Consider the following 22,439-nt stretch of genomic DNA (forward strand, 5'->3'; position numbering starts at 1 on the left):
CGATGGGGCCGGCTCTTCCAGAACATGGCTAAGCCCGATCAGGCCTTCAGAATGGACCGTCCGGCAAAGGCGGCTGCGGCACCGAGCTGCTGCTCGATGCGGATAAGCTGGTTGTATTTGGCAAGCCGGTCGGAGCGCGCCAAAGAACCCGTCTTGATCTGCCCGCAATTGGTCGCGACTGCGAGATCCGCGATGGTCGAATCTTCGGTCTCGCCGGAGCGATGGCTCATCACGGCAGTATAGCCAGCACGATGGGCGGTTTCGACCGCATCGAGGGTCTCAGAAAGCGAACCGATCTGATTGACCTTCACAAGGATGGAATTGGCTGCGCCCTTGGCGATACCATCCCGCAAACGCTTCGAATTCGTAACGAAAAGATCGTCGCCAACCAACTGGACGCGGCCGCCGAGTGCCTGCGTCAGCGCGGTCCAGCCGTCCCAATCATCTTCATCCATGCCATCCTCGATCGAAATGATCGGATAGCTGCCGCAAAGGCGCGCCAGATAGTCGACCTGTTCTTCGGAAGAGCGCGTCTTGCCTTCTCCGGCATAGACATAATTGCCGTCCTTGTAGAATTCGGTCGCCGCGCAATCGAGCGCCAGGAACATATCCTCGCCGGGCTTGTATCCCGCCTTCTCGACGGACTTCATGATGAAATCGAGGGCCGCTTCCGCGCTGTTGATATTGGGCGCAAAACCGCCCTCATCGCCGACCGAGGTGTTATGGCCCGCGGCGGAAAGATCCTTCTTCAGCGTATGGAAGACTTCCGATCCCATGCGCACGGCGTCGGCCAGCGTCTCGGCGCCAACCGGCATGATCATGAATTCCTGGAAATCGATCGGGTTGTCGGCATGTTCGCCGCCATTGATGATGTTCATCATCGGAACCGGCAGCACATGGGCGTTCGGCCCCCCAACATAACGGTAAAGCGGCATTGCGGCGGAATCGGCAGCCGCTTTCGCAACCGCGAGCGACACGCCGAGAATGGCATTGGCGCCCAGTTTGGCCTTGTTGTCGGTTCCATCGAGATCGATCATCGCCGCATCGATGGCGAGTTGCTCTTCGGCATCCATGCCGCCAATGGCATCGAAAATCTTGCCGTTCACCGCATCAACGGCTTTCTGCACGCCCTTGCCAAGGTAGCGGTCTCCGCCGTCGCGCAGTTCGACGGCTTCATACGCGCCTGTCGACGCACCGGAGGGAACGGCGGCGCGGCCAAAAGAGCCGTCTTCGAGGATCACGTCGACCTCGACGGTCGGATTGCCGCGGCTGTCCAGGATTTCTCGAGCAACGATATCGATAATTTCGGTCATGGATGTATCCACTGAGTAAGTGTCGAAAGGCGTCGCCATCTCTTAGGGGAACAGGTTGCGCCTTTCAACGCACCAGTATCACCGGACATGGAAAACCCGGCGGCCATTTCGGCCGCCGGGCAGGCAATCATTGTCAGCTTGTGCTTTTACCGCAAACCGTAATGGGTCATCGCAGTCGTGCGGGCCCGCTCGCCATCATCCTTGGTCAGTTCGTGGATGGTGTCCTGTGGCGCAGTCTCGAGCTGCTCCTTAGTGAAGGGCACGATATAGCCGCCCTGATTGTCCTCGTAGTTGAGCGAGGCCCAAGGGACGGCATGGTACTTCTCTCCGACACCAAGGAAGCCGCCGAAACCAACGACGGCAAACTTGATGGTGTCGGATGTCTTGTCGAGAATAACGTCTTCGACTTCACCAATCTTGTCGCCGGATGTGTTGTAGACGGCGGTACCGATGACGCGCGATGCGCGAATGGCAGTGGTGTGTCCGGTTGCTGTAGGCATGGGGCATATCCTCGTGTTGTTCCCAAAGTTGGAGAACGCGAGGGCCGCCGCACCGTTGCATAAACGTTTTCAACAAAGCTGATAAATCCCAGCGGAGAGCACCCTCGAGACAATTAGGTGATAACGTCAGGCTCCATTCGCCCAATCGCCCGCCGATAGCCGACCAGCGCATCGACGGCCTCGATCAGAGGCTCAAGCATCTCCGCCACATCGCGATCGAGCCCCTCCGAACCCGGTTCGAACCGCTCCAGATAGACACGCAGCGTCGCGCCGACCGTCCCGGTTCCAGAGAGGCGGAAGACGACGCGGCTGCCGTCCTCGAAGCGGATTCGAATGCCTTGATGTTCGGTGATGGAACCGTCGATCGGGTCCTTATAAGCAAAATCGGTCGCTGACTGGACCTGGAAACCCTCCGCCGTTTTGCCGCCGAGCTGCGGCAACATCGCTCTCAGATCGCTCATGAACGTTTCGGCGACCGATTTATCGATCTCCTCGAAATCGTGGCGGGCAAAGTAGTTCCGCCCGAACTCGAGCCAATGCTGTTCGACGATCTCGCGAACGCTCTGCTGCCGGCTGGCGAGAATGGCAAGCCAAAGAAGAACCGCCCAGAGGCCATCTTTCTCGCGCACATGGTCGGCCCCCGTCCCGGCGCTTTCCTCACCGCAAATGGTGACGTAACCCTCATCCAGAAGATTGCCGAAGAACTTCCAGCCGGTCGGTGTCTCGTAATGCGGCAGCCCGAGCTTCTCGGCAACCCGGTCCGCAGCCGCGCTGGTTGGCATGGAGCGTGCCACGCCCTTCAGCCCGTCGGTATAGGCTTTGGCGTGGGTCGCATTTGCGGCCAGAACAGCAAGACTGTCCGATGGCGCGACGTAAATACCTTTGCCGATAATGAGATTGCGATCGCCATCCCCATCCGAGGCTGCGCCGAAGTCGGGCCCGTCGCTCTTCATCATGGTATCGTAAAGCGCCTTGGCATGAACGAGGTTCGGATCGGGATGGTGGCCGCCAAAATCCTCCTTCGGCGTGCCGTTGCGCACCGTGCCCTCCTTGGCGCCCAAACGTTTTTCCAGAATTTCATGCGCATAGGGTCCGGTCACGGCATGCATTGCGTCGAAGGCCATGGTGAAGCCTGACGAAAAAAGATTGCGGATCTTGTCGAAGTCGAACAGCTCCTCCATCAGCGCAGCATAATCCGCCACGGGATCGATCACCTCGATCACGAGATGCCCGAGATCGGTTTCGCCGATCGTGTCGATATCCGCTTTAACCTCGGGGTCGATCCGATATTCCGATATCTGCTTCGTGCGTTCATAGATCGCGTTGGTGATGTTCTCCGGAGCCGGACCGCCATTGGATGTGTTGAACTTGATACCGAAATCCTCGTTCGGACCGCCGGGATTATGGCTGGCCGATAGAATGATTCCGCCAAAGGCATTACGCTTGCGAATGAGGTTGGACGCCGCCGGCGTCGAGAGAATGCCGCCCTGCCCGATTACGATACGCTCACAATCGTTGGCAGCGGCCATTGCGACGACCCGTCCGACAACCTCGCGATTGAAGTACCGCCCATCACCGCCGATGATCAGCGTCTTCGAGGGCTCTTTCGGAGCGACATCGAAAATCGCCTGCACGAAGTTCTCGACATAATTTTCCTGCTGGAAATGAGGCACCTTCTTGCGCAAGCCCGATGTGCCGGGCTTCTGGTCGTCATAGGGGGTGGTCGCACGCGTTTCGATGGTCACGCTCTCGTCTCCGCTGGCTTTAGCAATCATCCTGCAAGCAGATGCGGCAGCACAACAAAATGAAAAGGCCGGTCGCTCCGGACCGGCCTTTCCGTTCGACGATAATCAAGCTTCCGTTCAGTCCTCGACGACCCGCACCGCACCCTTGGCCGCGCTTGTCGTCAAAGCCGCATAGGCTTTCAGAGCCGTGGTGATCTTGCGGGTCCGTTTCTCGACCGGCTTCCAGCCCTTCTCGTCCTGCTCCTGGCGGCGCGCCGCCATTTCATTGTCATCGATCGCCAGATGGATCGTGCGGTTCGGAATATCGATCTCGATCGTATCCCCTTCCTGAACCAGACCGATGGCGCCGCCCTCCGCCGCCTCCGGTGAGCAGTGACCGATGGAAAGACCGGAAGTGCCGCCGGAGAAACGGCCATCGGTGATGAGCGCGCAATCCTTGCCGAGGCCCTTGGATTTCAGGTAGCTCGTCGGATAGAGCATTTCCTGCATACCCGGTCCGCCGCGCGGTCCCTCATAACGGATCACGACAACGTCGCCCTTGACGATCTTGTTGGTCAGAATCGCGGAAACGGCACTATCCTGACTTTCGAAGACGCGCGCCCTGCCGGTGAATTTGAGAATGCTCTCATCAACGCCGGCTGTCTTCACGATACAGCCATCCTTGGCGATGTTGCCAAACAGGACGGCCAGACCGCCATCCTGGCTGAACGCGTGCTCCTTGGAGCGGATGACACCGTTTTCCCGGTCGGTGTCGACGCTCTCCCAGCGCTGGCTTTGGCTGAAGGCGGTCTGCGTCGGCACGCCACCCGGGGCGGCGCGGTAGAAATCATGCACGTTCTCAGCGTCGGTCCGGGTCACATCCCACCGGTCGAGTGCCTGTCCGATTGTTTCGGCATGAACCGTCGAACATTCCGTGTTGATGAGGCCAGCCTGCTCGAGCTGGCCGAGAATGCCCATGATACCGCCTGCCCGGTGCACATCTTCCATGTGGACGGTCTGAATGGAGGGAGCGACCTTGCAGAGAACCGGCACTTGGCGCGACAGCTTGTCGATATCGGCCATGGTGAAGTCGACCTGGCCTTCATAGGCGGCCGCAAGAAGGTGCAGAACCGTGTTCGTGGAGCCGCCCATCGCGATATCGAGCGTCATCGCGTTGGAAAACGCGTCGAACGTTGCGATCGAGCGCGGCAGAACCCGCTCATCGTTCTGTTCGTAATAGCGGCGTGCAAGGTCCACGATCAGATGACCGGCCTCGACAAAGAGACGTTTGCGGTCGGCATGGGTCGCCAGGGTGGAGCCGTTGCCGGGCAAGGCGAGGCCGAGAGCTTCGGTGAGGCAGTTCATGGAGTTGGCGGTGAACATGCCGGAGCACGAGCCGCAGGTCGGGCAGGCGCTCTGTTCTATCGCGGCGACTTCCTCGTCGGAAACGCTGTCATCGGCAGCGACGACCATAGCGTCGACAAGGTCCAGTTTGCGGGTCTCGCCGTTCCAGACGACCTTGCCAGCCTCCATCGGCCCGCCAGAGACGAAGACGACGGGAATATTCAGCCGAAGCGCCGCCATCAGCATGCCGGGCGTGATCTTGTCGCAATTGGAAATGCAGACCATGGCATCCGCACAGTGCGCGTTGACCATGTATTCGACACTGTCGGCAATGATCTCGCGGCTCGGCAGGCTGTACAGCATGCCGTCATGACCCATCGCGATTCCATCGTCGACCGCGATGGTGTTGAACTCCTTGGCGATGCCGCCCGCGCTCTCGATCTCGCGGGCAACCATCTGGCCAAGGTCTTTCAAATGCACATGACCCGGCACGAACTGCGTGAAGGAGTTCACGACGGCGATAATGGGTTTGCCGAAGTCTCCTTCCTTCACTCCGGTAGCGCGCCAGAGGCCGCGAGCTCCGGCCATGTTGCGGCCGTGCGTGGTGGTGCGTGAACGATAGGTCGGCATGGGATGTCTCCCGTTTAACTGCTGGAACCGGGGGTTGTGGGGTCTGTCGCCAAACTTTGCAAGAGGTGTCAGCGGCGGCCGCTATTCTCCTGACGGATCAGCCAAAGGTTGCGGGCGTAGATGAAAACGCCCAGCGACTGGCCTAGAATGAAGACGGGATCCTTTCGCCAGATGGAATAGAGAAGGAGCATCATGCCGCCGCCGATCGAGAACCACCAGAAGGCCACTGGCACGACAGATTTATGAACCCGTTCAGACGCCAGCCACTGCACGAGAAAACGACCGGTAAACATGAGCTGGCCACCGAGACCGACGATCACCCACCAGAATTCGCCCCAATTCGTAACGTTCAGGAAGCGCAGAATATCGTCGGGATTCACGTTTCGGTCCCCTCGCGGGACTGTGTCGTCAGTATGTCGGCCATCGAATTGCGGGTTTTGCGGCGCCTGATAAGCCAGGCCACCGCGATGAGATCCGGAATCCCGACCAGAGCGCGCTGAAGGTTGGAATAGTTCGATCGTCCCTCCCCTCGTGAGCGATGCGATACATCCACATGGCCCACCGACCAACCATCTCTGGCAAACAGAGCCGGCAGATAACGGTGCATGTGATTGAAGAAGGGAAGCGCCAGAAAGGCATCACGTCGAAACGCTTTCAGGCCGCAGCCGGTATCTCGGGTTCCATCTTTCAGGACACGGTTTCTCAGCCCGTTGGCGAAGCGGGAGGCATATTTCTTGGACCAGGTATCCTGCCGTCCGACCCGCTGCCCAGCGATGAGCCCGAGGCGAGAATCACGATTCGGATCAAGGAGGGGCGCGATCAGTTTGGGAATCTCTGACGGAGGGTTCTGCCCGTCTCCATCCAGTGTGACGATGAATTCGCCTTCCGCGATCTGAACACCACTATGAACCGCTGCGCTCTGGCCAGCACTCTCGTCGTGTCGCAACACCCGGACCGGACGACCTCCGGCGGTCAGCCCGCGAGCGATCTCTCCGGTTTCGTCATCGGAACCGTCATCGACAATCACGAGATCAAAGGCCGGCAGGCTCCGGCACGCCTCATCGATTTCCTCGACCAGGCGACGCACATTGCCCGCTTCGTTCTTCATGGGGATGACGATGGAAAAGACTGTCACGATACCTACTCGTCCGATTGTGAGGAACCGGTCGGGCAGATCCAGATAATGGACAGATCGAGCCTACGCCGGTCGGGTTCGCTCTCCTGCGTATCGATCTGCAAGTCAGGCCGGTCGGGGCAAACTCCGTAATCTGGACCGAACCTTTCGGACCACTGGCGAACGTCCTTAGGATCATTGTCGATGACGAGCAAGAAGGGGCGATCACCCTCTTCCGAAAAACGCAGAAGCCGGTAGTCGTCTACGACCCAGTCCGGACGGCGATGTTTCAGATTACCGGCGACCCATTGGAAAGGAGCGACGACGTAGGTCCCATTCTTTGCGCCACTGCTTGCCATGCCCTCGACGACAGACCCGAAAGGTGCGTGGCCCCGATCCTTCCAGTAGCGGCTCTCCAGAGGATGACCCACCAGAACGGCCGCGGCGATCAGCAAAGACACCCCGACCAGTATGGCTCTGCCTTTGTCCGAGATGTGGTGCCAGATCAGGAGAACCATAGCCGGTCCCGCGAAACTGAAGGCCGGCAGAAGCCAGCGATCTCTCACATTACCGATGCCGGCGATCAGAACACCAAGAAAGAGAATCACGGAAAAGCAGATGAGATAACGGAGCAAGAACCGCCCCAGACGTTCCGCAGCTTTCGCCTCCTCAACTTCACCCTGTATCGGCGTCTGACGGCGGGGCATCAGCCACATCAGCAGGGCCGCGAGAACCAGGGACAGGCCGCCATTCGACAAAAGCGCCATGGCGAGTTCCGCAAGCCCGCTCAGCCTTGCCATGAGCGGATTGTCAGCCGCCATCCGAAGGGACCCGGAAGCACCCGTCGCGAGGGTCAGGTGACTGATGATCCACTGATAGGGGAAGGCGACCAGTGCCGCCGAAAGCGCGAACGCGGCGAGGACCTTCGTCCAGGGGAGCCGCATGCGCAGATCCCTGTCCGAGACGGCAGCAACAACAAGAACAAAGGGGATGAAGAGGAAATTGTATTTCGAAAGAAGGCCGAGTCCGGTCACGAGCCCGAAGGCGAGCCAGCGAAACCAGGAGCCCGGTCTCTGAAGCGCGAGCCAGAAAATGAAGACGGTCAGAAGACCGAGGAGAATCGCCGAATTATTATGAGAGAAGGCGCGCTGGGCGTACCAAGCAAAATGAATGTTCAGCTCAAGAGCAAGCGTTGCCGCAAAAGCCATGGTCGGCCGGCCGACCTGTCTTGCAAAGGCATACATGACCGCAGCGGATGCGAAGCGCACCAGATCACGACCGAGGGAGATCGAGAAGATCGAAATTCCGAAGAGTTGGAAAAGCGCGTTCTGATACCAGTGGTAGAGCGGCAGTTGCGGGCCGTAGCCCGGCCGATAAAGATTGACCGCGACTGGCAGTTCGGCATCGTCCCAGTTGAGAGAAACGCCACCGAAGACGACCCGTGCCACGATCAGGGCCGCGAAATAGAGCAGCAGACAGAGCAGCCAAAACCAATCGGCCCCGAAAAGAACAGCCGCGCTTTTGCGCGGCTGTTCTGTGTTACTTTTGGTATCGATCATTTAGAGCCGATCAGGCGACGATCGTCGCTTCGGTCGCGGCCCGCAATTCATCCTCGCTGACTCCATCGGCCAGATCGACGATTTTGAGGCCACCCTCGACGACGTCCAGCACACCGAGATTGGTGATGATGCGATCGACCACTCCCTTGCCGGTCAGCGGTAGGTCGCATTCCTTCAGGACCTTGGATTCACCCTTCTTGTTCTGGTGATCCATCACGACGATGACCCGTCCGACGCCAGCAACGAGATCCATCGCGCCGCCCATGCCCTTTACAAGCTTGCCGGGGATCATCCAGTTGGCCAGGTCGCCGTTCTCAGCCACTTCCATGGCGCCGAGAATGGCCATCGCGATCTTGCCGCCACGGATCATGCCGAAGCTCATGGCGCTGTCGAAATAGACACTGTGTGGCAGTTCCGTGATCGTCTGCTTGCCCGCATTGATCAGGTCGGGATCTTCCTCCCCCTCATAGGGATATGGGCCCATACCCAGCATACCGTTCTCGCTCTGAAGCGTCACGTCGATGCCGTCCGGAATATGGTTGGCGACAAGGGTGGGAATCCCGATGCCGAGATTCACATACATGCCGTCTTCGAGTTCCTTGGCTGCCCGTTCAGCCATCTGGTCACGACTCCATGCCATGGTTCAGGCCTCCTCGCGCTGGCGGATGGTCCGCTGTTCGATCCGCTTTTCGTGTTCGCCCTGAATAAGGCGGTGGACGTAGATACCGGGAAGGTGAATGCAATCCGGATCGAGCGAACCGGTTGGTACGATCTCCTCCACCTCGGCCGCGCAGACCTTGCCGCACATAGCCGCCGGCACGTTGAAATTGCGCGCGGTCTTGCGGAAGATCAGGTTACCCGTTTCGTCGGCTTTCCATGCTTTCACGACTGCGAGATCGGCAAAGATGCCGCGTTCCATGATGTAGGTTTCGCCGTCGAAATCCTTGTGTTCCTTGCCCTCGGCCACCATCGTGCCCACACCGGTCTTGGTGAAGAAGCCGGGAATTCCCGAGCCGCCAGCCCGCATACGTTCGGCAAGTGTTCCCTGCGGATTGAATTCGACCTCGAGCTCCCCGTCGAGATATTGCCGCATGAATTCGGCATTCTCGCCCACATAAGACGACATCATCTTCTTGACCTGCTTGGTGTGGAGCAGGCGTCCAATGCCGAAATCGTCGACACCGGCATTGTTCGACGCGAAGGTGAGGTCCTTCACACCGCTGTCGCGGATCGCTTCAATCAGCAATTCCGGAATGCCACACAGGCCAAAACCGCCGGCGGCGATCAGCATTCCGTCTTGGAGGAGGCCCTCAAGCGCCTCTCCGGCCGAACCATAAATCTTTTTCACAAATTCCTCCTTCGCACGTGCGAACTGAGCCATTCAATGCCGCGATTTTTATGTCAAGGCAATGTCGTCGGGGCAGAAATGCAGCAGAGTTTCGCCCAACAGCGAATTCAGTTGTCCCTGTCGCATTTTGCTGGGATGACGCATTATCGGACATAGCCGATGCTGGATGATGGCGGCCCGCCTGAAGGGGAAACTATAAATCGCGGCTGTTTGTATTGAAGGAACGCACACCCGTCCGTTCCAGATAATCAAGGATCATGCGTGCTGCATCGTCTGGATCCGGATTGACGAAAACGCTTTCTCCGCCTTCGCCGGCGCTGCTCGCCTCGCGCATCAGCTTGGGACGGGACCGGCGGGGCCGCTCTTCCAGGGCGAATGCCTCGTCAGGCTCCGACGTTCCCTCGAAACGCTCGATCACTCCACGCCTCGCTTGCGCATAGGCGAAAGGTACGGGAGCGGGTGCGAGCGGATGCACGGTTGCGACAACCGGCAGACGAACTGTCACTCGTCGTTTGGCCCCTTTCGGCAAAGCCTGCTCCATATTCGCAACGCCGGGTTCATCGCCATTTGCAAGGGAGGTCACGTCTGCCATGAGAGGCACGCCAAGCGCCTCTGCCAAGGCATAGGGAAGGAGCCCGCTATCCTCCCCGCCCTGGCCCCGCCTCCCGGCCAGGATCAGATCAGGCATATCCCGGGAAAAGTGATCGCGAAGCCCGGCAAGAGGATCGGCATCCTCTGCAACCTTCAAGCAATCGACCCTCGAAAGCCCATGCCCCAACGCATCGTGGACGGCGACTTCGCTTTGCCCACAATGCAAGCCTGACAATTGCGCGCTTACTTCCGATGCAAGCGAAATGGCCTGCGCTTCGAGCCGCGGCAGCATCGCCCTGCCGCTGACAGGATGCCGGCCCTCGGAAAGGAGAATGACGATCTTCACGCGTTTCGCTCCCCAAGAATGCGAAGGAGAGCGGGCATCACTTTCTGGGCATCCTGGACGATCGCCAGACCCGCCCGCTCGACCATGGCCGCGTGAAGGTCGGTGTTGACGGCAATAACGTGCTCGCACCCTGCAATGCCTTGCAGATGCTGAGGCGCGCCGGCGATACCCATCGCAAGATAGCAATCCGCCGAAAGAACCGTTCCCGAAGCCCCGACCTGCGCCTCACGCGGCATCAGGCCGGCATCGCAAACGACACGGCTCGCCCCGGGCGTCGCTTTCAATGCGTGCGACAGCTCCCTGAAGGCTTCAAAATCGGTAACGCCGTTGCCTGCGGAAACGACAAAATCGGCTTCCGCCAGAGACATGCTGGACGGATCTGCAGGTACGACCTCGCTTTTCAAGATCGAATTATTTTGCTCGGGAGCAAGAGTAACGATTTCGATCGGGCGTGCTTCACAGGGGCGGTCCATGTAGGCCGCAACGCGGTCTTCGCCGATACTCATGAGCCTTGGCGGGGCACTGGCCTGCTCCCCTCTTCCGCCCCCGCAAGCTCTGACCGACTGGCGCGCGGTCAGGTGCTCCACGTCACTCATGAGACGTTCGCCCGACCGCATGGCCAACCGACGCGCCAGATCGCCGCCTGAAAGGCTCTCGGGAAACAGGATGTGTCGAGGTTCGAGCTCGTTCATGACGGAGAGGATCTGGGAGGCGCGGCAGGAAGCATCGACATCCGTTTCGCCCAGAACAACCAGCCGATCGGCGCCGGCCTGACCCAGATTTTCGGCATCGCCCCCAACGAGCGCGACCACGGCCCCGCCGCCATCCTTCGCATCGGCAAGCAGCCTTGCTGCTCCGAGAACCTGCCGGTCGAAGCGCGACAGCCGGCCTCCATCAGCGTCCAGAACCGCGAAGACGAGGAATGCGGGCTCCTCGACAATCCGGATCACCGGCGTCGCGGGTTCGTTTTTGACTTGAGGACTGACGCCTGAGACCAGCGGCACATGCTGGCTGCGGTCGATCCGCACGCGCCCCTGCCCCGGAACTCGAGCTGTGGCGAAGATGGTACGCGGATCGCGACGCGGTCGACCGGACGACCGGACTTGCCGCGCACGGTCGTAGCGGGGGCGCGTCGCACCAACAGGGACGAATTGCGCGATCTTCTCGGCGCGGGGGTCTCTGCGATCGCGGCTCACGCGGGCACCGCCGACTTCAGCCGATCTCGGTGGTTAGCCGCGTCTGGCGCTTTCTGGTTCTCCACTGCTTCCAGAACAAGTTCGGCAATATCCCGCACATCCGGCCTGTCACCGACAACGCCTTCCAGCATGGCGGTGCATCCCGGGCAGGCGACGGCGACGATCTGCGCGCCTGTGCCACTCGCCTGTTCCATGCGGATATCGGGAATACGCGTATCACCGGCAATATCAGTAATCGGCGCCCCACCGCCGCCGCCGCAGCACATGGCGCGGCGTGCGCTCCGGGCCATTTCCCGACTATCGGCGCCAATACGAGCCAGCACATTGCGTGGCGCGTCGAATTCTCCGTTATAGCGGCCGAGATAGCAAGGATCGTGATAGGTGATCGGTCCGTGCGGAAGGATACCGCCAAGCAGCTTTCCCTCTGCCATCAGTTCGTCGAGCAAGGCAGTGTGATGAACGACCTCGAAGCGCCCCCCAAGCGCCGGATATTCATTTCTCAACACGTGAAGGGCGTGCGGGTCTGCAGTCACGATTCGGTTGAAGCGATATTGCGAGACCGCTTCGATATTGGCTCTGGCGAGACGCTGAAACGTTGCCTCGTCGCCGAGACGCCGCGCTACGTCGCCGCAGTCCCGCTCTTCCTCGCCAAGCACGGCAAAGCTCACATCGGCCTTCTGTAATAGACGGACCAAAGCCTTGAGGCTGCGCTGATAGCGAAGATCATACGCGCCCTGCCCCAGCCAAAGCAGCAGATCGGTCTCGCCCGTTTCCGACAGCACCGGCAAATTGAGGCCCGCGAGAAAATCGGTGCGGGCGGACAGAGCATAGCCGTTCTGTTCGTCACACCCTCGCAGATTGTCGATGGGGTCGACTGCTTTCGGCGGTAAGGCACCAAGTTCAAGCGTCTGGAATCTTCGCAAGTCGACGATAGCATCGACATGCTCGATCATCATGGGACATTCTTCGACACAAGCCCGGCACGTCGTGCAGGACCAGAGCGTATCCGGATGGATCATGCGCTCCGCGCCGATCAGCGGCAGGTCCATTTCGCCTTTCTCGGCGACAGGTCGCGCGTTCGGATAGGGCGCGCCGCTATAGGGTTGCGTCGCTCCCTTTGGCTGTGCGCGGGCAAGATCGGCGATCAGATGTTTGGGACTAAGGGGCTGACCGGCCGCAAAGGCCGGACAGGCTGCCTCGCATCGCCCGCACTGGATACAGGCATCGAAAGAGAGGAGACGGTTCCAGGCAAAATCCGACGGTGTCTCGGCACCAAGTTTCGGCGCATCGAGGTCGAGAGCGCGAAGCGCAGTGTCCCGGCCTTTGTCAAACCTGTCGGGCCGAGGGTGAGCGACGAGGTGAAGACTACCCGCCAGGGCGTGACGCATCGGACCGCGCGCCACTTCGAGCGCCAGGCTGATGCCGCCGAGCGCGGCGAGAAAGAGCATGACCAGCGACAGTGCTGGCATCGGGTCGCCAAACGCCCCGAGCAGTGCAGTCAGAAAGCCACCGCCCGCAAAGGCGAGAAGCAGAACCGGCAAGCCCTGAAAACGCCCGGCTGAAAGGCGTGGAAGTTTTGCCGGATATCGGCGTGCCACGACAAGGCTGGCACCCAGGATCATGACTAGGAAAGCGAATGCAACGAGCGCGGCCCAAGAAGCCGACCTGCCGATGGGCGGGATGATGCCTATCAATGAGAGCCCTGAGGCCGCAACCAGACCTGCCGCCACCGGCACGTGCATGCGAGACGCGCCCCTATCTCGATCGACGACGTGGTGGACGTCGACAAGATAGCGTTTTGGCAAAGCCTTGAGGCCGCCAATCCAGTCGATTGGCGCGGACCGCCCCTTCCGCCACAGAAGCACGCGACGCATGATTTGCAGCGCCGCGATGGCAATCATTGCGATGATGAGCCACGGCAGATAGATCGCGGCCACCATGATATTCAGAGATCCTTGCAGAGCCGCAGCGCGTCATACATCGCGGCGTGTATGTTTCGGCCCGCAACCGCATCACCGATCCGGTAAAGCGCATAGCCCTCCCCGTCCGATGGTTGTGGCATTCCCGCGACGAGCGCCTGCTGGTCGGTAAAGCCCTTGTTCGACGATGTATCCTTCAGTGCGAAGTGCAGATCGTCCTGCGCCAGCGTGCCGTATTCGACGATGACGTGATTGACCACTCGCTCCTCTTCCTCATCCGTCATCGTATTGCGGAGCGCGGCGATCAGGCGATTGCCCTCGGGATAGATTTCGATGAGTTCCATATTCGGGGTCATGACCACTCCGAGCTTGTAGAGCTCGCGCATATGAACAGGCTGGTTCGTAGTGCCGACTTCCTGAGCGATGATCTGATCGTGAGTCGCCATCTCGACGAGGCAGCCTCGCTTGGCGAGCACTTCTGCAGTCGAGGCCGCATTGTGCTGCCCCATTTCATCGTAGAGAAGAACCGTGCCGGATGGTTCGACCTTTCCGGTCAGCACGTCCCATGTGGTAACGGCGTGCTCCTCGGACCCTTTTGCGTGCCCCTTGCTCGGAAGTCCGCCCGTCGCCACGATCACGATGTCCGGCTCCAGCGCGGCGACCACGGATTCATCTGCCATCTCCCCGAGGCGCAGTTCGACGCCCAGCTTCTCGACCTGACCGATCAACCAGCGTGGAATACCGGAGAGCGCCTCGCGCCACGTCGCCCTGGAGGCGATGTTGATCTGCCCGCCGAGGCGCTCTTCTTTTTCGAAAAGCGTGACCGCGTGACCGCGCGATGCCAGCACGCGTGCTGCTTCAAGCCCGCCGACTCCTCCACCGATCACCACTGCTTTCTTCGTGGTTTCCGCCTTCGGAATGATGTGGGGCATCGTCGCTTCGCGGCCCGTCGCCGCATTCTGAATACACAGCGCGTCGTTGCCGACATAGATCCTGTCGATGCAATAGCCTGCGCCGACACATTGGCGGATGTCGTCCGCGCGACCGTCCGCAAGTTTGTTGACCAGATGAGGATCGGCGATATGCGCGCGCGTCATCGCAACCATATCGACATGACCTTCATGTACGGCGCGGGCGGCCGTCGCCAGATCCGTAACCCGCTGCGCGTGGAAGATGGGAACGTCCACTTCGCGCTTGATGGCCGACGGAAGCGAAAGAAAGGGCGCGACCGGGAAGGCCATATTGGGAATGGAGACCGCGTGTGCGATATCGTCCCGCGCCTGACCGCCGATAATATTGAGAAAGTCGACGAGTCCACGCGAAGCGTATTCCGAGGCGATTGTCACGCAATCCTCATGCGTCAATCCGCCTTTGAGCATCTCGTCGCCCGACATGCGAATTCCGATGACATAATCGTCCCCGGCGGCTTCACGCATCGCGCTCAGCACTTCAATGCCGAACCGCATCCTGTTTTCCAGGCTTCCGCCATATTTATCGCTCCGCTGGTTGACGGAAGGCGACCAGAACTGATCGACGAGATGGCCGTGCGCTGCGGAGATCTCGCACCCATCCAGCCCGCCATCCTTGCAGCGACGTACCGCCGCGGCAAAATCGCCGATGATCCGTGTGATCTCCTCCTCCTCGAGTTCCTTCGGGATCGAGCGCGAGGCGGGTTCGCGGTAAGGCGACGCCGATTTGACCGGCAGCCAGTTATCGGTGTCCCACCGGGTCCGGCGACCCATATGGGTCAATTGGATCATCAGCTTGGCGCCGTGCCGATGAATCCGGTCGGAAAATTCCTGGAAATGCGGCACCACGCTGTCATCGGCAACCGAGATCTGGTTCCAGGGTGTTGCGGGGCTGTCCAGCGCCACGGACGAAGAGCCGCCGAACATGGTCAGGCCGATACCGCCTTTCGCCTTCTCCTCGTGGTAGAGCTGATAGCGCTCCTGCGGCTTTCCGTCCTTCCCGTAGGCGGGCGCATGCGACGTCGACATCACCCTGTTGCGGATCGTCAGTCCCTTGATCGTCAAGGGCTTGAGAAGAGCTTCGGCGTTAGCGATCATCGCACCCCTCCTTACCGGTCAACGACAAGATCGCTGGTCGGTTTGGCGCAGCATAGAAGAGCCTTGCCCGCATCGATCTCGCGCTGGCGGATGCCGCCGCCATGTTCCATCACAACATCGCCGGAGATGATCTGCGTCTTGCAGGTCCCGCAGAGACCCTTCGCGCAGGAAAACGGTAGCCGCATACCGGCGCGCCGGGCCGCTTCGAGAACGGTGATGTCCTCGGGGCAATAAACGACACGATCGGTCTTCTTGAACTCGATCTTGTAACGTTTGACGTCCGAATCCAGGTCGCCTGTGGCTTCGGTGATCGTCTCCTGCGTCTCTTCGGTGAAGTCGTCGAAATCGAAGCTCTCCTGGTGATACTGCTCCATATCGAGACCGGCTTTCTCGAGCATTTCCTTTACGGCGCCCATGAAGGGTCTTGGTCCGCAAACGAAGATTTCGCGCTCGAGAAAATCGGGGCAGATGACCTCCAGCATCGACTGGGTCATCCGTCCACGGTAGCCCGACCAGCCATGGCCCGAAGCATTATCTTCAACGGTGAAGTACGGCTTGATGGAGCGGTTGCGCCGCGCCATGAACTGGAGCTCGTCATGGAAGATGATGTCCGATGGCGTCCGCGCGGCATGGACGAAACAGATGTCGGTGATCAGTGCCAGATCATATGCGCTACGCGTCATCGACATCAGGGGCGTTATTCCCGAGCCGCCGGAAAGAAACAGATATTTCGGCGCCTGCATGCCGGCCCAGGAGAAGACCCCCATCGGCACAGTCGACTTCAGCATCATGCCGGGCTGGAAATAGTCGTGCAGCCAGTTGGAAACCGGGCCGCCGGGAACGCGCTTGACCGTGATCGATACCGTGTCTGGCCGGCTCGGCGGCGACGATATCGTATAGCAGCGATGATACGTCTCCCCTTCGATCTCAAATTCCAGTGTCAGAAACTGGCCCGACACGAATTCGAATTGGCGCTTGAAGCGGGGCGCGAAGACGAAGCTCTTTACATCGGGCGTTTCTTCGCGAACCGCACGGCAGATCAGAACGTCGTCTTCGTCCGGCTCCCAGCGATAATAGCCGGTGGGTACCGGATTGGGTGCGGGCAGTTCGCTGATTTCCATCCGATACCTCTAAGGCTCAAGCGGCGGCTGAAGATGCGTCGGAGAGATGCGCCAGCATCCGACCGACATACCAATTGGAGAATTTCTCGACGAGCATTTCGGTATGCGGGGAATACGGGCCCGGCACGTAGCCTTCGCCCCTCACACCCTGCTGGCAGAAACCGACGAGGTCGGAATCCTGCTGGTTGGTGGCCATCCAGACGCCGATCAGATTATCCAGATCGTAATCCACACCCTCAACGGCATCCTTATGGACCAGCCATTTGGTGCGCAGAAGCGATCGCTCCGCATCGAGAGGCAGCACCGAGAAGACGATGGCATGGTCACCAAGGAAGTGGTGCCAGGAATTTGGCTGGGTCCAGAAGTGGAGACCGCCCGCCCTGGCATTCGTGAGATTGCCGAGCAGCTTCTTGCAGGCTCGTTTGGTGTCGATGGTGTGGCTCTCTCCGTCGCCCGCGAGCGGCAGCCTCTCCGTACGGAATCCGGTGACCATATCGTCGAGGTGATCAACCTCCTTCGACGGCAGACCGATCCCTTCCCAGTCCTTATGGCTGTCCTTGAGCGTGCAGGCATACTGATCGGCATGCTCGCGCTCCGTATCGCTCAGTTCTTCCGGTGCGAAGCCGAAACCGTACGCGAAGAGCGGAACAGTCAGTTCGGGGTGGTTCGCGCCACAATGGTAGCACTCACGATTGTTCTCCATCGTGAGCTTCCAGTTTCCCGGCTCAATCAGATCATGCTGATAGGCGACCTTCGTATTGCGGATGTTGTGGGGCGCGATGTAAGGCGCCATCACCTCGGCCATCTTGTCGAAATCTTCGGGCGGCTCGTCGGCAAGACAAATGAAGAGGAGACCTTCCAGAGAACGGATATGAACCGGCTTCAGGCCGTGGCATGAGTGGTCAAACCCTTCTCCCATATGCTCGGCGTGGATCAGTTCACCGGAGGTGTTGTACACCCACGCATGATAGCGGCACATAATATTGCCGACGACGGTCTTTTCTTCATGAAGCAGCCGCGCGCCGCGATGGCGGCAGACATTGTGGAAGGCACGCACCTCTTCATCATCGTCACGCAGAATGATGATCGAGTTCTTGCCGATGTCCACGACCATCGCGTCCCCCGGCTCGGCGACGTCCGGCTCGACGCCGACGAAAAGCCAATGACGTCCGAAGATGACGTCCATATCGGTGTCGAAGACGTTAGGGTCGGTATAGAACGGCGCCTCCAGCGTGTAGCCTTTTTGCCTGTTGCGCAGTCGAGAGATCAGATCAGACATGAAGGGCCTCTTTGCTGGAAAGCCGATGCTCGAATAGGGTGAAGATATGCCGAGACGCCCTGCCTGACATCGCGGCGATACTGCGAGCCGAGATCGTGAAGCGGGCGTCAATGCAATCTGATTGAAGCGCGGCATAGCGGAGCAGAAGCGTGAGCGCTTCTCTGGAAGGACCTGCCGTTCTAGCGCCGTACGCCATGATCCCGAACTCCTGCCAGAGGGGGAAACCGCTATCTGCAGTATGAATGATGACCACTCATCTCTGAGCTACGCTTGATTTGTACCGACGCTTTTCGGGATAAAAGCGACATTGATGCCAATTTTAAAGTCATGCACGTAGAATAAGCAAAGCCGTGTTCTCACGCGGCTGACTGGCTTCATTCATCTCGACGGCGCAGTGTGTTTCTTCGGCAGCCGTGGGTCTCATTCCAGAGGCGCGGAAACCGCGGCTTGCGAGGACCGGACACGACGCGGCGGCTCACCGAAATGGGCTCGAAACTGCCGTGCGAAATGAGCCGCATCGCAAAAGCCGGTTTCCACCGCAATGTCGGTGACGCTCTTTTCCGTGAGCAACAAAAGCTGACGGGCGTGCCGCAGTCTGATCTGCCGGTAAATCGTTGCCGGGCTCATCCCGACAGCATCACGGAAAAGCCGTTCCAGTTGGCGGCTCGATATTTTCAGGCGCAACGCGATCGCGTCGACGGTCATCGGCCGCGAGACGCTCTGCTCCATTAAAAGAACGGCACGCCTGACGCGGCTATCATCACTGATCGCCGGCATCGCGTGGGGCTGTGCGTCCGTGCCGGGACGGTCCGAACGGAGCTGTAGAATATGCATGCTCTTCTGGGCTGCGGTCGTATCGAGGTGGCGGCGGATGAGATGCGCCGCCAGATCGGCAACGCCCCCGCCCCCAGCACAGGTGATCCTGTCGCCGTCGTCGATGAAGAGACGATCGGCATCGACATCGTGGTCCGGAAACTCGGCCGCGAAATCATCGCAATGGAACCAGCTCACGCAGCAGCGCCGCCCCTCCATGAGCCCGGCCCGGGCGAGGATGAACGAGCCTGTACAGACACCGACAAGCGGAACGCCGGCTTCGGCACAGCGCTCCAGATAGAGGAGGCTCGGCTTGTCCATCTGTGCGCGGTTGTGCAGCAGGCCGCCGACAATAACGAGATAGTCGAATGCCTTGGGATCGATCAGCGCGGCCGTCGGCTCAATGGACAGGCCTGCACTGGACCGGATGGGACCTGGCCGCGAAGACAGAATCTGCCACTCGCAGCGGATCGGTCGAGACCGGTCGCCCTCATCGGCCGCAAGACGAAGCGCATCGATGAAAAGAGACATGGCCGAGAGGGTGAAGCCGTCGGCGAGAAGAAATCCGACACGCAGATTCGGTGAGTTGCTCGCATTGATCCGAACTCTCACCGTTTCGTTCATCCGCGTCTCCAATACTTAAGAACCTAGGAAGCGTGGCTTGGCGGCGTCGATTGCAATGCTGCCACGATTTCCCTTTCGCTGATCGTCCCGATAGGCTGGCCTGCACCGTCGGTGACCTGAACGAGCGGCGCGCCCGCCGCAAGCTTGTTTATCACATCACCGACCGGAGTATCTCCGGCAACTGTGGCATCCGAAGGGCCGTTCACCTCGGCTCTCATCACGTCACAAGCGCGAAGAACCGTCAACGGATTCATGTGCGCGACGAAATCTTCCACATATTCGTTGACGGGATTGGCGATGATATCCTGATGGTTGCCGCTCTGAACGACCCGGCCGCCTTCCATGATCGCAATGCTGTTGCCGAGTTTGAAGGCTTCGTCCAGATCGTGGCTGACGAAGACGATGGTGCGTTTCAAACGGGCCTGCAACTCCAATAGCTCGTCCTGTAGGCGGTTGCGGATAAGTGGGTCCAGCGCTGAAAACGGTTCATCCATCAGCAGAATGGGCGCTTCCGTCGCAAAGGCTCGGGCCAAGCCGACGCGCTGCTGCATGCCGCCGGAAAGCTCCGCAACCTGATAATCGGCCCAGTCTCCAAGGCCGACCAGATCGAGCTGATCGCGGGCCTTCTCCTCCCGCTCCTTGCGGCTCAGTCCGCTGAACTCCAACCCAAGCGCAACATTATCAAGAACATTGCGCCACGGCAGGAGCCCGAATTGCTGAAAGACCATCGCGACATAATGGCGGCGCAGCTTCAGCAGATCGCGCGCGCTGCATGTCTTGGGATCGAAGGTCTGACCATCGGCGGTCACGCGCACCGATCCACGCACGACGGGGTTGAGGCCGTTCACCGCGCGCAGAAGGGTCGATTTGCCGGAGCCGGACAGGCCCATAAGCACCAGTATCTCTCCCTCGCCGACAGAGAGGGAACAGTCGTGAACGCCGAGGATCTGTCCTGTTTCCTGCTGGATGTCGGCGCGGCTCATGCCCTTGTCCATCAGTGGCAGGGCCTCTTTCGGCCTGTCACCAAACACGATGCTCACATTGTCGAAAACGACAGCTTTTTCCATGGTGTTGGCTTATCCCTGATTGAGGCGGAGCATGCGGTCGAGGATGATGGCGATCACCACAATCACGAAGCCGCTTTCGAAGCCGAGGCTGGTATTGACCTGGTTGAGGGCGCGGACGACCGGCACGCCGAGGCCATCGGCGCCAACGAGTGCTGCCACGACGACCATGGATAGCGAGAGCATGATGGTCTGGTTCAGCCCGGCCATGATCTGCGGAAGGGCATAAGGTAGCTCGACCTTCCAGAGTTTCTGCCGTTTCGTACCGCCGAACGCATCCGCCGCTTCCAGAAGCGGGGTCGGGGTCGAGGAGACGCCGAGATAGGTCAGACGGATTGGTGCAGGTAGCACGAAAATGACGGTTGCGATGAGGCCCGGCACCATACCGATTCCGAAAAACACAATTGCCGGAATAAGATAGACGAAGGTCGGCAAAGTCTGCATCAGGTCGAGAATCGGCTGAATAAATCGGTAGAGCTTCGGTCGGTGCGCCGCCGCGATACCGATCGGCACGCCAACGGCCATACAGACGATGCAGGACGACATGACGAGCGTGAGGCTCTCCGTCATCGTCTCCCAATAGCCCTGATTATAGATGAACAGGAAGCCGAAGAAGACCAGAAGACAGGTCGAAATGCGGCGTTGAAGCCACCATGTCAGGCCAACGAAAACCGCGATGATGACCAGCGGATGGGGGGTCTGAAGCAGCCAGAGAAGCCCGTCGATCAGACTTTCGGCCGAGTCCGCCAGGACATCGAGAAGCGGTGAGAAGTTATCCGTCAGCCAATCGATCAAATCGCTGGCCCATGCGCCGATCGGTATCTTGTACTCTGTCAGCCAATCCAAATGTCGTCCCCTTCAAAATAGATCGGCCCGCCAGAAGCGGGCCGATTCGCACTCAAAGCTCGAGTTCATTCTTGACGGCGGCAGCGCCGTCTTCACCGTCGATGGTCTCGACACCGTCGAGCCAGCCGAGAACAGCGTCGGAATTGGCCTGCATCCACTCGAGCGTTGCCTTGTCCGGCTCCGCGCCATCATCGAGAATCTTGCCCATGATCTCGTTTTCCATGGCGAGCGAGAACTTCACGTTCTTCAGCAGCTTCCCGACATTGGGGCATTCCTCGACATATCCCTTGCGCGTCACGGTATGGACGACGCCCTCGCCGCCGAAGAAATCCTCGCCGCCGGTCAGATACTTCAGGTCGAAATTGGCGTTCATCGGATGCGGCTCCCACCCCAGGAAGACCACGTCCTCATCGTCTTTCACGGCGCGACCGACCTGGGCGAGCATACCCTGCTCCGAGCTTTCGACGACCTCGAATTCGCCTAGGCCCATCTTGTTCTCTTTGGTCAGACCGACGAGGTAATCATTGCCCTCGTTACCAGGCTCGATGCCGTAGATCTTGCCGTCCAGTTGTTCCTGGAACTTGGCGATATCGGCAAAGCTCTTGAGCCCTTTTTCATAGGTGTAGGTCGGCACGGCCAGCGTATATTTCGTGCCTTCGAGATTGACGGCGACGTCTTCGATCTCGCCGCTCTCCATGTAGGGGTTGATGGCGCCGCTCTGCGCCGGCATCCAGTTGCCGAGGAAGACGTCGACATCGTCCTTCTCGAGCGAAGCGAACGTCACCGGCACGGAAAGAACTTTAACGTCCACCTCATAGCCGAGCGCCTGGAGAACCTGCTTCACCGTCGACGTGGTCGTGGTGATGTCCGTCCAGCCGACATCCGACATCGTCACCTCGTCACACGCGGCATAGGCTGCGCTCGAGGCCAGGGAAAGCGCCAGCGCGCCAGAAAATGCAATCGATAACCGTCTCATTCTGTCTCCTTGGGTTGGGGAGCTTGGGTTGACTTTTTATTGATTGATGGGTCAATCAAAGAGGAC

General features: G+C 59.7%; 19 protein-coding genes. All 19 read right to left on the bottom strand.

Going from position 1 to position 22,439, the window contains the following annotated elements; genetic code table 11:
- Nucleotides 1–38: 38 nt before the first annotated feature.
- Complete coding sequence (gene eno / locus D8780_RS06380) at nucleotides 39–1,313, bottom strand: phosphopyruvate hydratase (protein ID WP_121646415.1); 1,275 nt, start codon at nucleotides 1,311–1,313, stop codon at nucleotides 39–41.
- A 146-nt stretch (nucleotides 1,314–1,459) separates the two neighbouring features.
- Nucleotides 1,460–1,813, bottom strand: coding sequence for a PRC-barrel domain-containing protein (locus D8780_RS06385; protein ID WP_121644850.1), 354 nt, complete (start codon nucleotides 1,811–1,813; stop codon nucleotides 1,460–1,462).
- A 113-nt stretch (nucleotides 1,814–1,926) separates the two neighbouring features.
- Complete coding sequence (locus D8780_RS06390; RefSeq protein ID WP_199699564.1) at nucleotides 1,927–3,558, bottom strand: alpha-D-glucose phosphate-specific phosphoglucomutase; 1,632 nt, start codon at nucleotides 3,556–3,558, stop codon at nucleotides 1,927–1,929.
- 117 nt (nucleotides 3,559–3,675) lie between these two features.
- On the bottom strand, nucleotides 3,676–5,511 hold the full coding sequence (gene ilvD, locus D8780_RS06395) for a dihydroxy-acid dehydratase (protein WP_121644852.1): 1,836 nt from the start codon (nucleotides 5,509–5,511) through the stop codon (nucleotides 3,676–3,678).
- A 68-nt stretch (nucleotides 5,512–5,579) separates the two neighbouring features.
- Complete coding sequence (locus D8780_RS06400; protein ID WP_245412279.1) at nucleotides 5,580–5,891, bottom strand: lipid-A-disaccharide synthase N-terminal domain-containing protein; 312 nt, start codon at nucleotides 5,889–5,891, stop codon at nucleotides 5,580–5,582.
- Entirely contained in the window at nucleotides 5,888–6,646 is a 759-nt protein-coding gene (locus tag D8780_RS06405; protein WP_121644853.1) for a glycosyltransferase family 2 protein, read from the bottom strand. The genes D8780_RS06400 and D8780_RS06405 overlap by 4 nt, the downstream gene beginning before the upstream one ends.
- A 5-nt stretch (nucleotides 6,647–6,651) precedes the next feature.
- Nucleotides 6,652–8,184, bottom strand: a complete 1,533-nt coding sequence (locus D8780_RS06410) for an ArnT family glycosyltransferase (protein WP_121644854.1) — start codon at nucleotides 8,182–8,184, stop codon at nucleotides 6,652–6,654.
- A gap of 10 nt (nucleotides 8,185–8,194) precedes the next feature.
- Nucleotides 8,195–8,824: a CoA transferase subunit B gene (locus tag D8780_RS06415; RefSeq protein WP_121644855.1), complete on the bottom strand. Its 630-nt coding sequence runs from the start codon at nucleotides 8,822–8,824 to the stop codon at nucleotides 8,195–8,197.
- 3 nt (nucleotides 8,825–8,827) lie between these two features.
- Entirely contained in the window at nucleotides 8,828–9,532 is a 705-nt protein-coding gene (locus D8780_RS06420; protein WP_121646417.1) for a CoA transferase subunit A, read from the bottom strand.
- Nucleotides 9,533–9,725: 193 nt separating this feature from the next.
- Nucleotides 9,726–10,469 carry an adenine nucleotide alpha hydrolase family protein gene (locus tag D8780_RS06425; protein WP_121644856.1) on the bottom strand — a complete coding sequence of 248 codons (744 nt, stop codon included), beginning with the start codon at nucleotides 10,467–10,469 and terminating at the stop codon, nucleotides 9,726–9,728.
- The gene (locus D8780_RS06430) at nucleotides 10,466–11,665 is read right to left on the bottom strand and encodes an electron transfer flavoprotein subunit alpha/FixB family protein (RefSeq protein ID WP_121644857.1); all 1,200 of its coding nucleotides are present in this window, start codon (nucleotides 11,663–11,665) and stop codon (nucleotides 10,466–10,468) included. Before D8780_RS06430 ends, D8780_RS06425 begins: the two co-directional genes overlap by 4 nt.
- On the bottom strand, nucleotides 11,662–13,605 hold the full coding sequence (locus D8780_RS06435; RefSeq protein ID WP_121644858.1) for a (Fe-S)-binding protein: 1,944 nt from the start codon (nucleotides 13,603–13,605) through the stop codon (nucleotides 11,662–11,664). Before D8780_RS06435 ends, D8780_RS06430 begins: the two co-directional genes overlap by 4 nt.
- 5 nt (nucleotides 13,606–13,610) lie before the next feature.
- On the bottom strand, nucleotides 13,611–15,650 hold the full coding sequence (locus tag D8780_RS06440; protein WP_121644859.1) for an oxidoreductase: 2,040 nt from the start codon (nucleotides 15,648–15,650) through the stop codon (nucleotides 13,611–13,613).
- A gap of 11 nt (nucleotides 15,651–15,661) precedes the next feature.
- On the bottom strand, nucleotides 15,662–16,771 hold the full coding sequence (locus D8780_RS06445) for an FAD-binding oxidoreductase (protein ID WP_121644860.1): 1,110 nt from the start codon (nucleotides 16,769–16,771) through the stop codon (nucleotides 15,662–15,664).
- A 16-nt stretch (nucleotides 16,772–16,787) separates the two neighbouring features.
- Entirely contained in the window at nucleotides 16,788–18,050 is a 1,263-nt protein-coding gene (locus tag D8780_RS06450; protein ID WP_121644861.1) for an aromatic ring-hydroxylating oxygenase subunit alpha, read from the bottom strand.
- 420 nt (nucleotides 18,051–18,470) lie between these two features.
- Nucleotides 18,471–19,487: a GlxA family transcriptional regulator gene (locus D8780_RS06460; RefSeq protein ID WP_121644863.1), complete on the bottom strand. Its 1,017-nt coding sequence runs from the start codon at nucleotides 19,485–19,487 to the stop codon at nucleotides 18,471–18,473.
- Nucleotides 19,488–19,510: 23 nt separating this feature from the next.
- Nucleotides 19,511–20,554, bottom strand: a complete 1,044-nt coding sequence (gene choV / locus D8780_RS06465; RefSeq protein WP_121644864.1) for a choline ABC transporter ATP-binding protein — start codon at nucleotides 20,552–20,554, stop codon at nucleotides 19,511–19,513.
- A 9-nt stretch (nucleotides 20,555–20,563) separates the two neighbouring features.
- The gene (gene choW / locus D8780_RS06470; protein ID WP_121644865.1) at nucleotides 20,564–21,397 is read right to left on the bottom strand and encodes a choline ABC transporter permease subunit; all 834 of its coding nucleotides are present in this window, start codon (nucleotides 21,395–21,397) and stop codon (nucleotides 20,564–20,566) included.
- 52 nt (nucleotides 21,398–21,449) lie between these two features.
- Nucleotides 21,450–22,373 (bottom strand): choline ABC transporter substrate-binding protein, encoded by a 924-nt coding sequence (gene choX, locus D8780_RS06475; protein ID WP_121644866.1) that lies wholly within the window; start codon nucleotides 22,371–22,373, stop codon nucleotides 21,450–21,452.
- Between the last annotated feature and the right edge of the window lie 66 nt (nucleotides 22,374–22,439).

This window comes from Notoacmeibacter ruber (assembly GCF_003668555.1).
Lineage (GTDB): Bacteria > Pseudomonadota > Alphaproteobacteria > Rhizobiales > Rhizobiaceae > Notoacmeibacter > Notoacmeibacter ruber.

Excerpts from the sequence above, each read along its gene's own strand:
- eno (WP_121646415.1), bottom strand. The coding sequence starts at position 1,313 with ATGACCGAAATTATCGATATCGTTGCTCGAGAAATCCTGGACAGCCGC.
- D8780_RS06385 (WP_121644850.1), bottom strand. The coding sequence starts at position 1,813 with ATGCCTACAGCAACCGGACACACCACTGCCATTCGCGCATCGCGCGTC.
- ilvD (WP_121644852.1), bottom strand. The coding sequence starts at position 5,511 with ATGCCGACCTATCGTTCACGCACCACCACGCACGGCCGCAACATGGCC.
- D8780_RS06410 (WP_121644854.1), bottom strand. The coding sequence starts at position 8,184 with ATGATCGATACCAAAAGTAACACAGAACAGCCGCGCAAAAGCGCGGCT.
- D8780_RS06415 (WP_121644855.1), bottom strand. The coding sequence starts at position 8,824 with ATGGCATGGAGTCGTGACCAGATGGCTGAACGGGCAGCCAAGGAACTC.
- D8780_RS06435 (WP_121644858.1), bottom strand. The coding sequence starts at position 13,605 with ATGGTGGCCGCGATCTATCTGCCGTGGCTCATCATCGCAATGATTGCC.
- D8780_RS06440 (WP_121644859.1), bottom strand. The coding sequence starts at position 15,650 with ATGATCGCTAACGCCGAAGCTCTTCTCAAGCCCTTGACGATCAAGGGA.
- D8780_RS06445 (WP_121644860.1), bottom strand. The coding sequence starts at position 16,771 with ATGGAAATCAGCGAACTGCCCGCACCCAATCCGGTACCCACCGGCTAT.
- D8780_RS06450 (WP_121644861.1), bottom strand. The coding sequence starts at position 18,050 with ATGTCTGATCTGATCTCTCGACTGCGCAACAGGCAAAAAGGCTACACG.
- D8780_RS06460 (WP_121644863.1), bottom strand. The coding sequence starts at position 19,487 with ATGAACGAAACGGTGAGAGTTCGGATCAATGCGAGCAACTCACCGAAT.
- choV (WP_121644864.1), bottom strand. The coding sequence starts at position 20,554 with ATGGAAAAAGCTGTCGTTTTCGACAATGTGAGCATCGTGTTTGGTGAC.
- choX (WP_121644866.1), bottom strand. The coding sequence starts at position 22,373 with ATGAGACGGTTATCGATTGCATTTTCTGGCGCGCTGGCGCTTTCCCTG.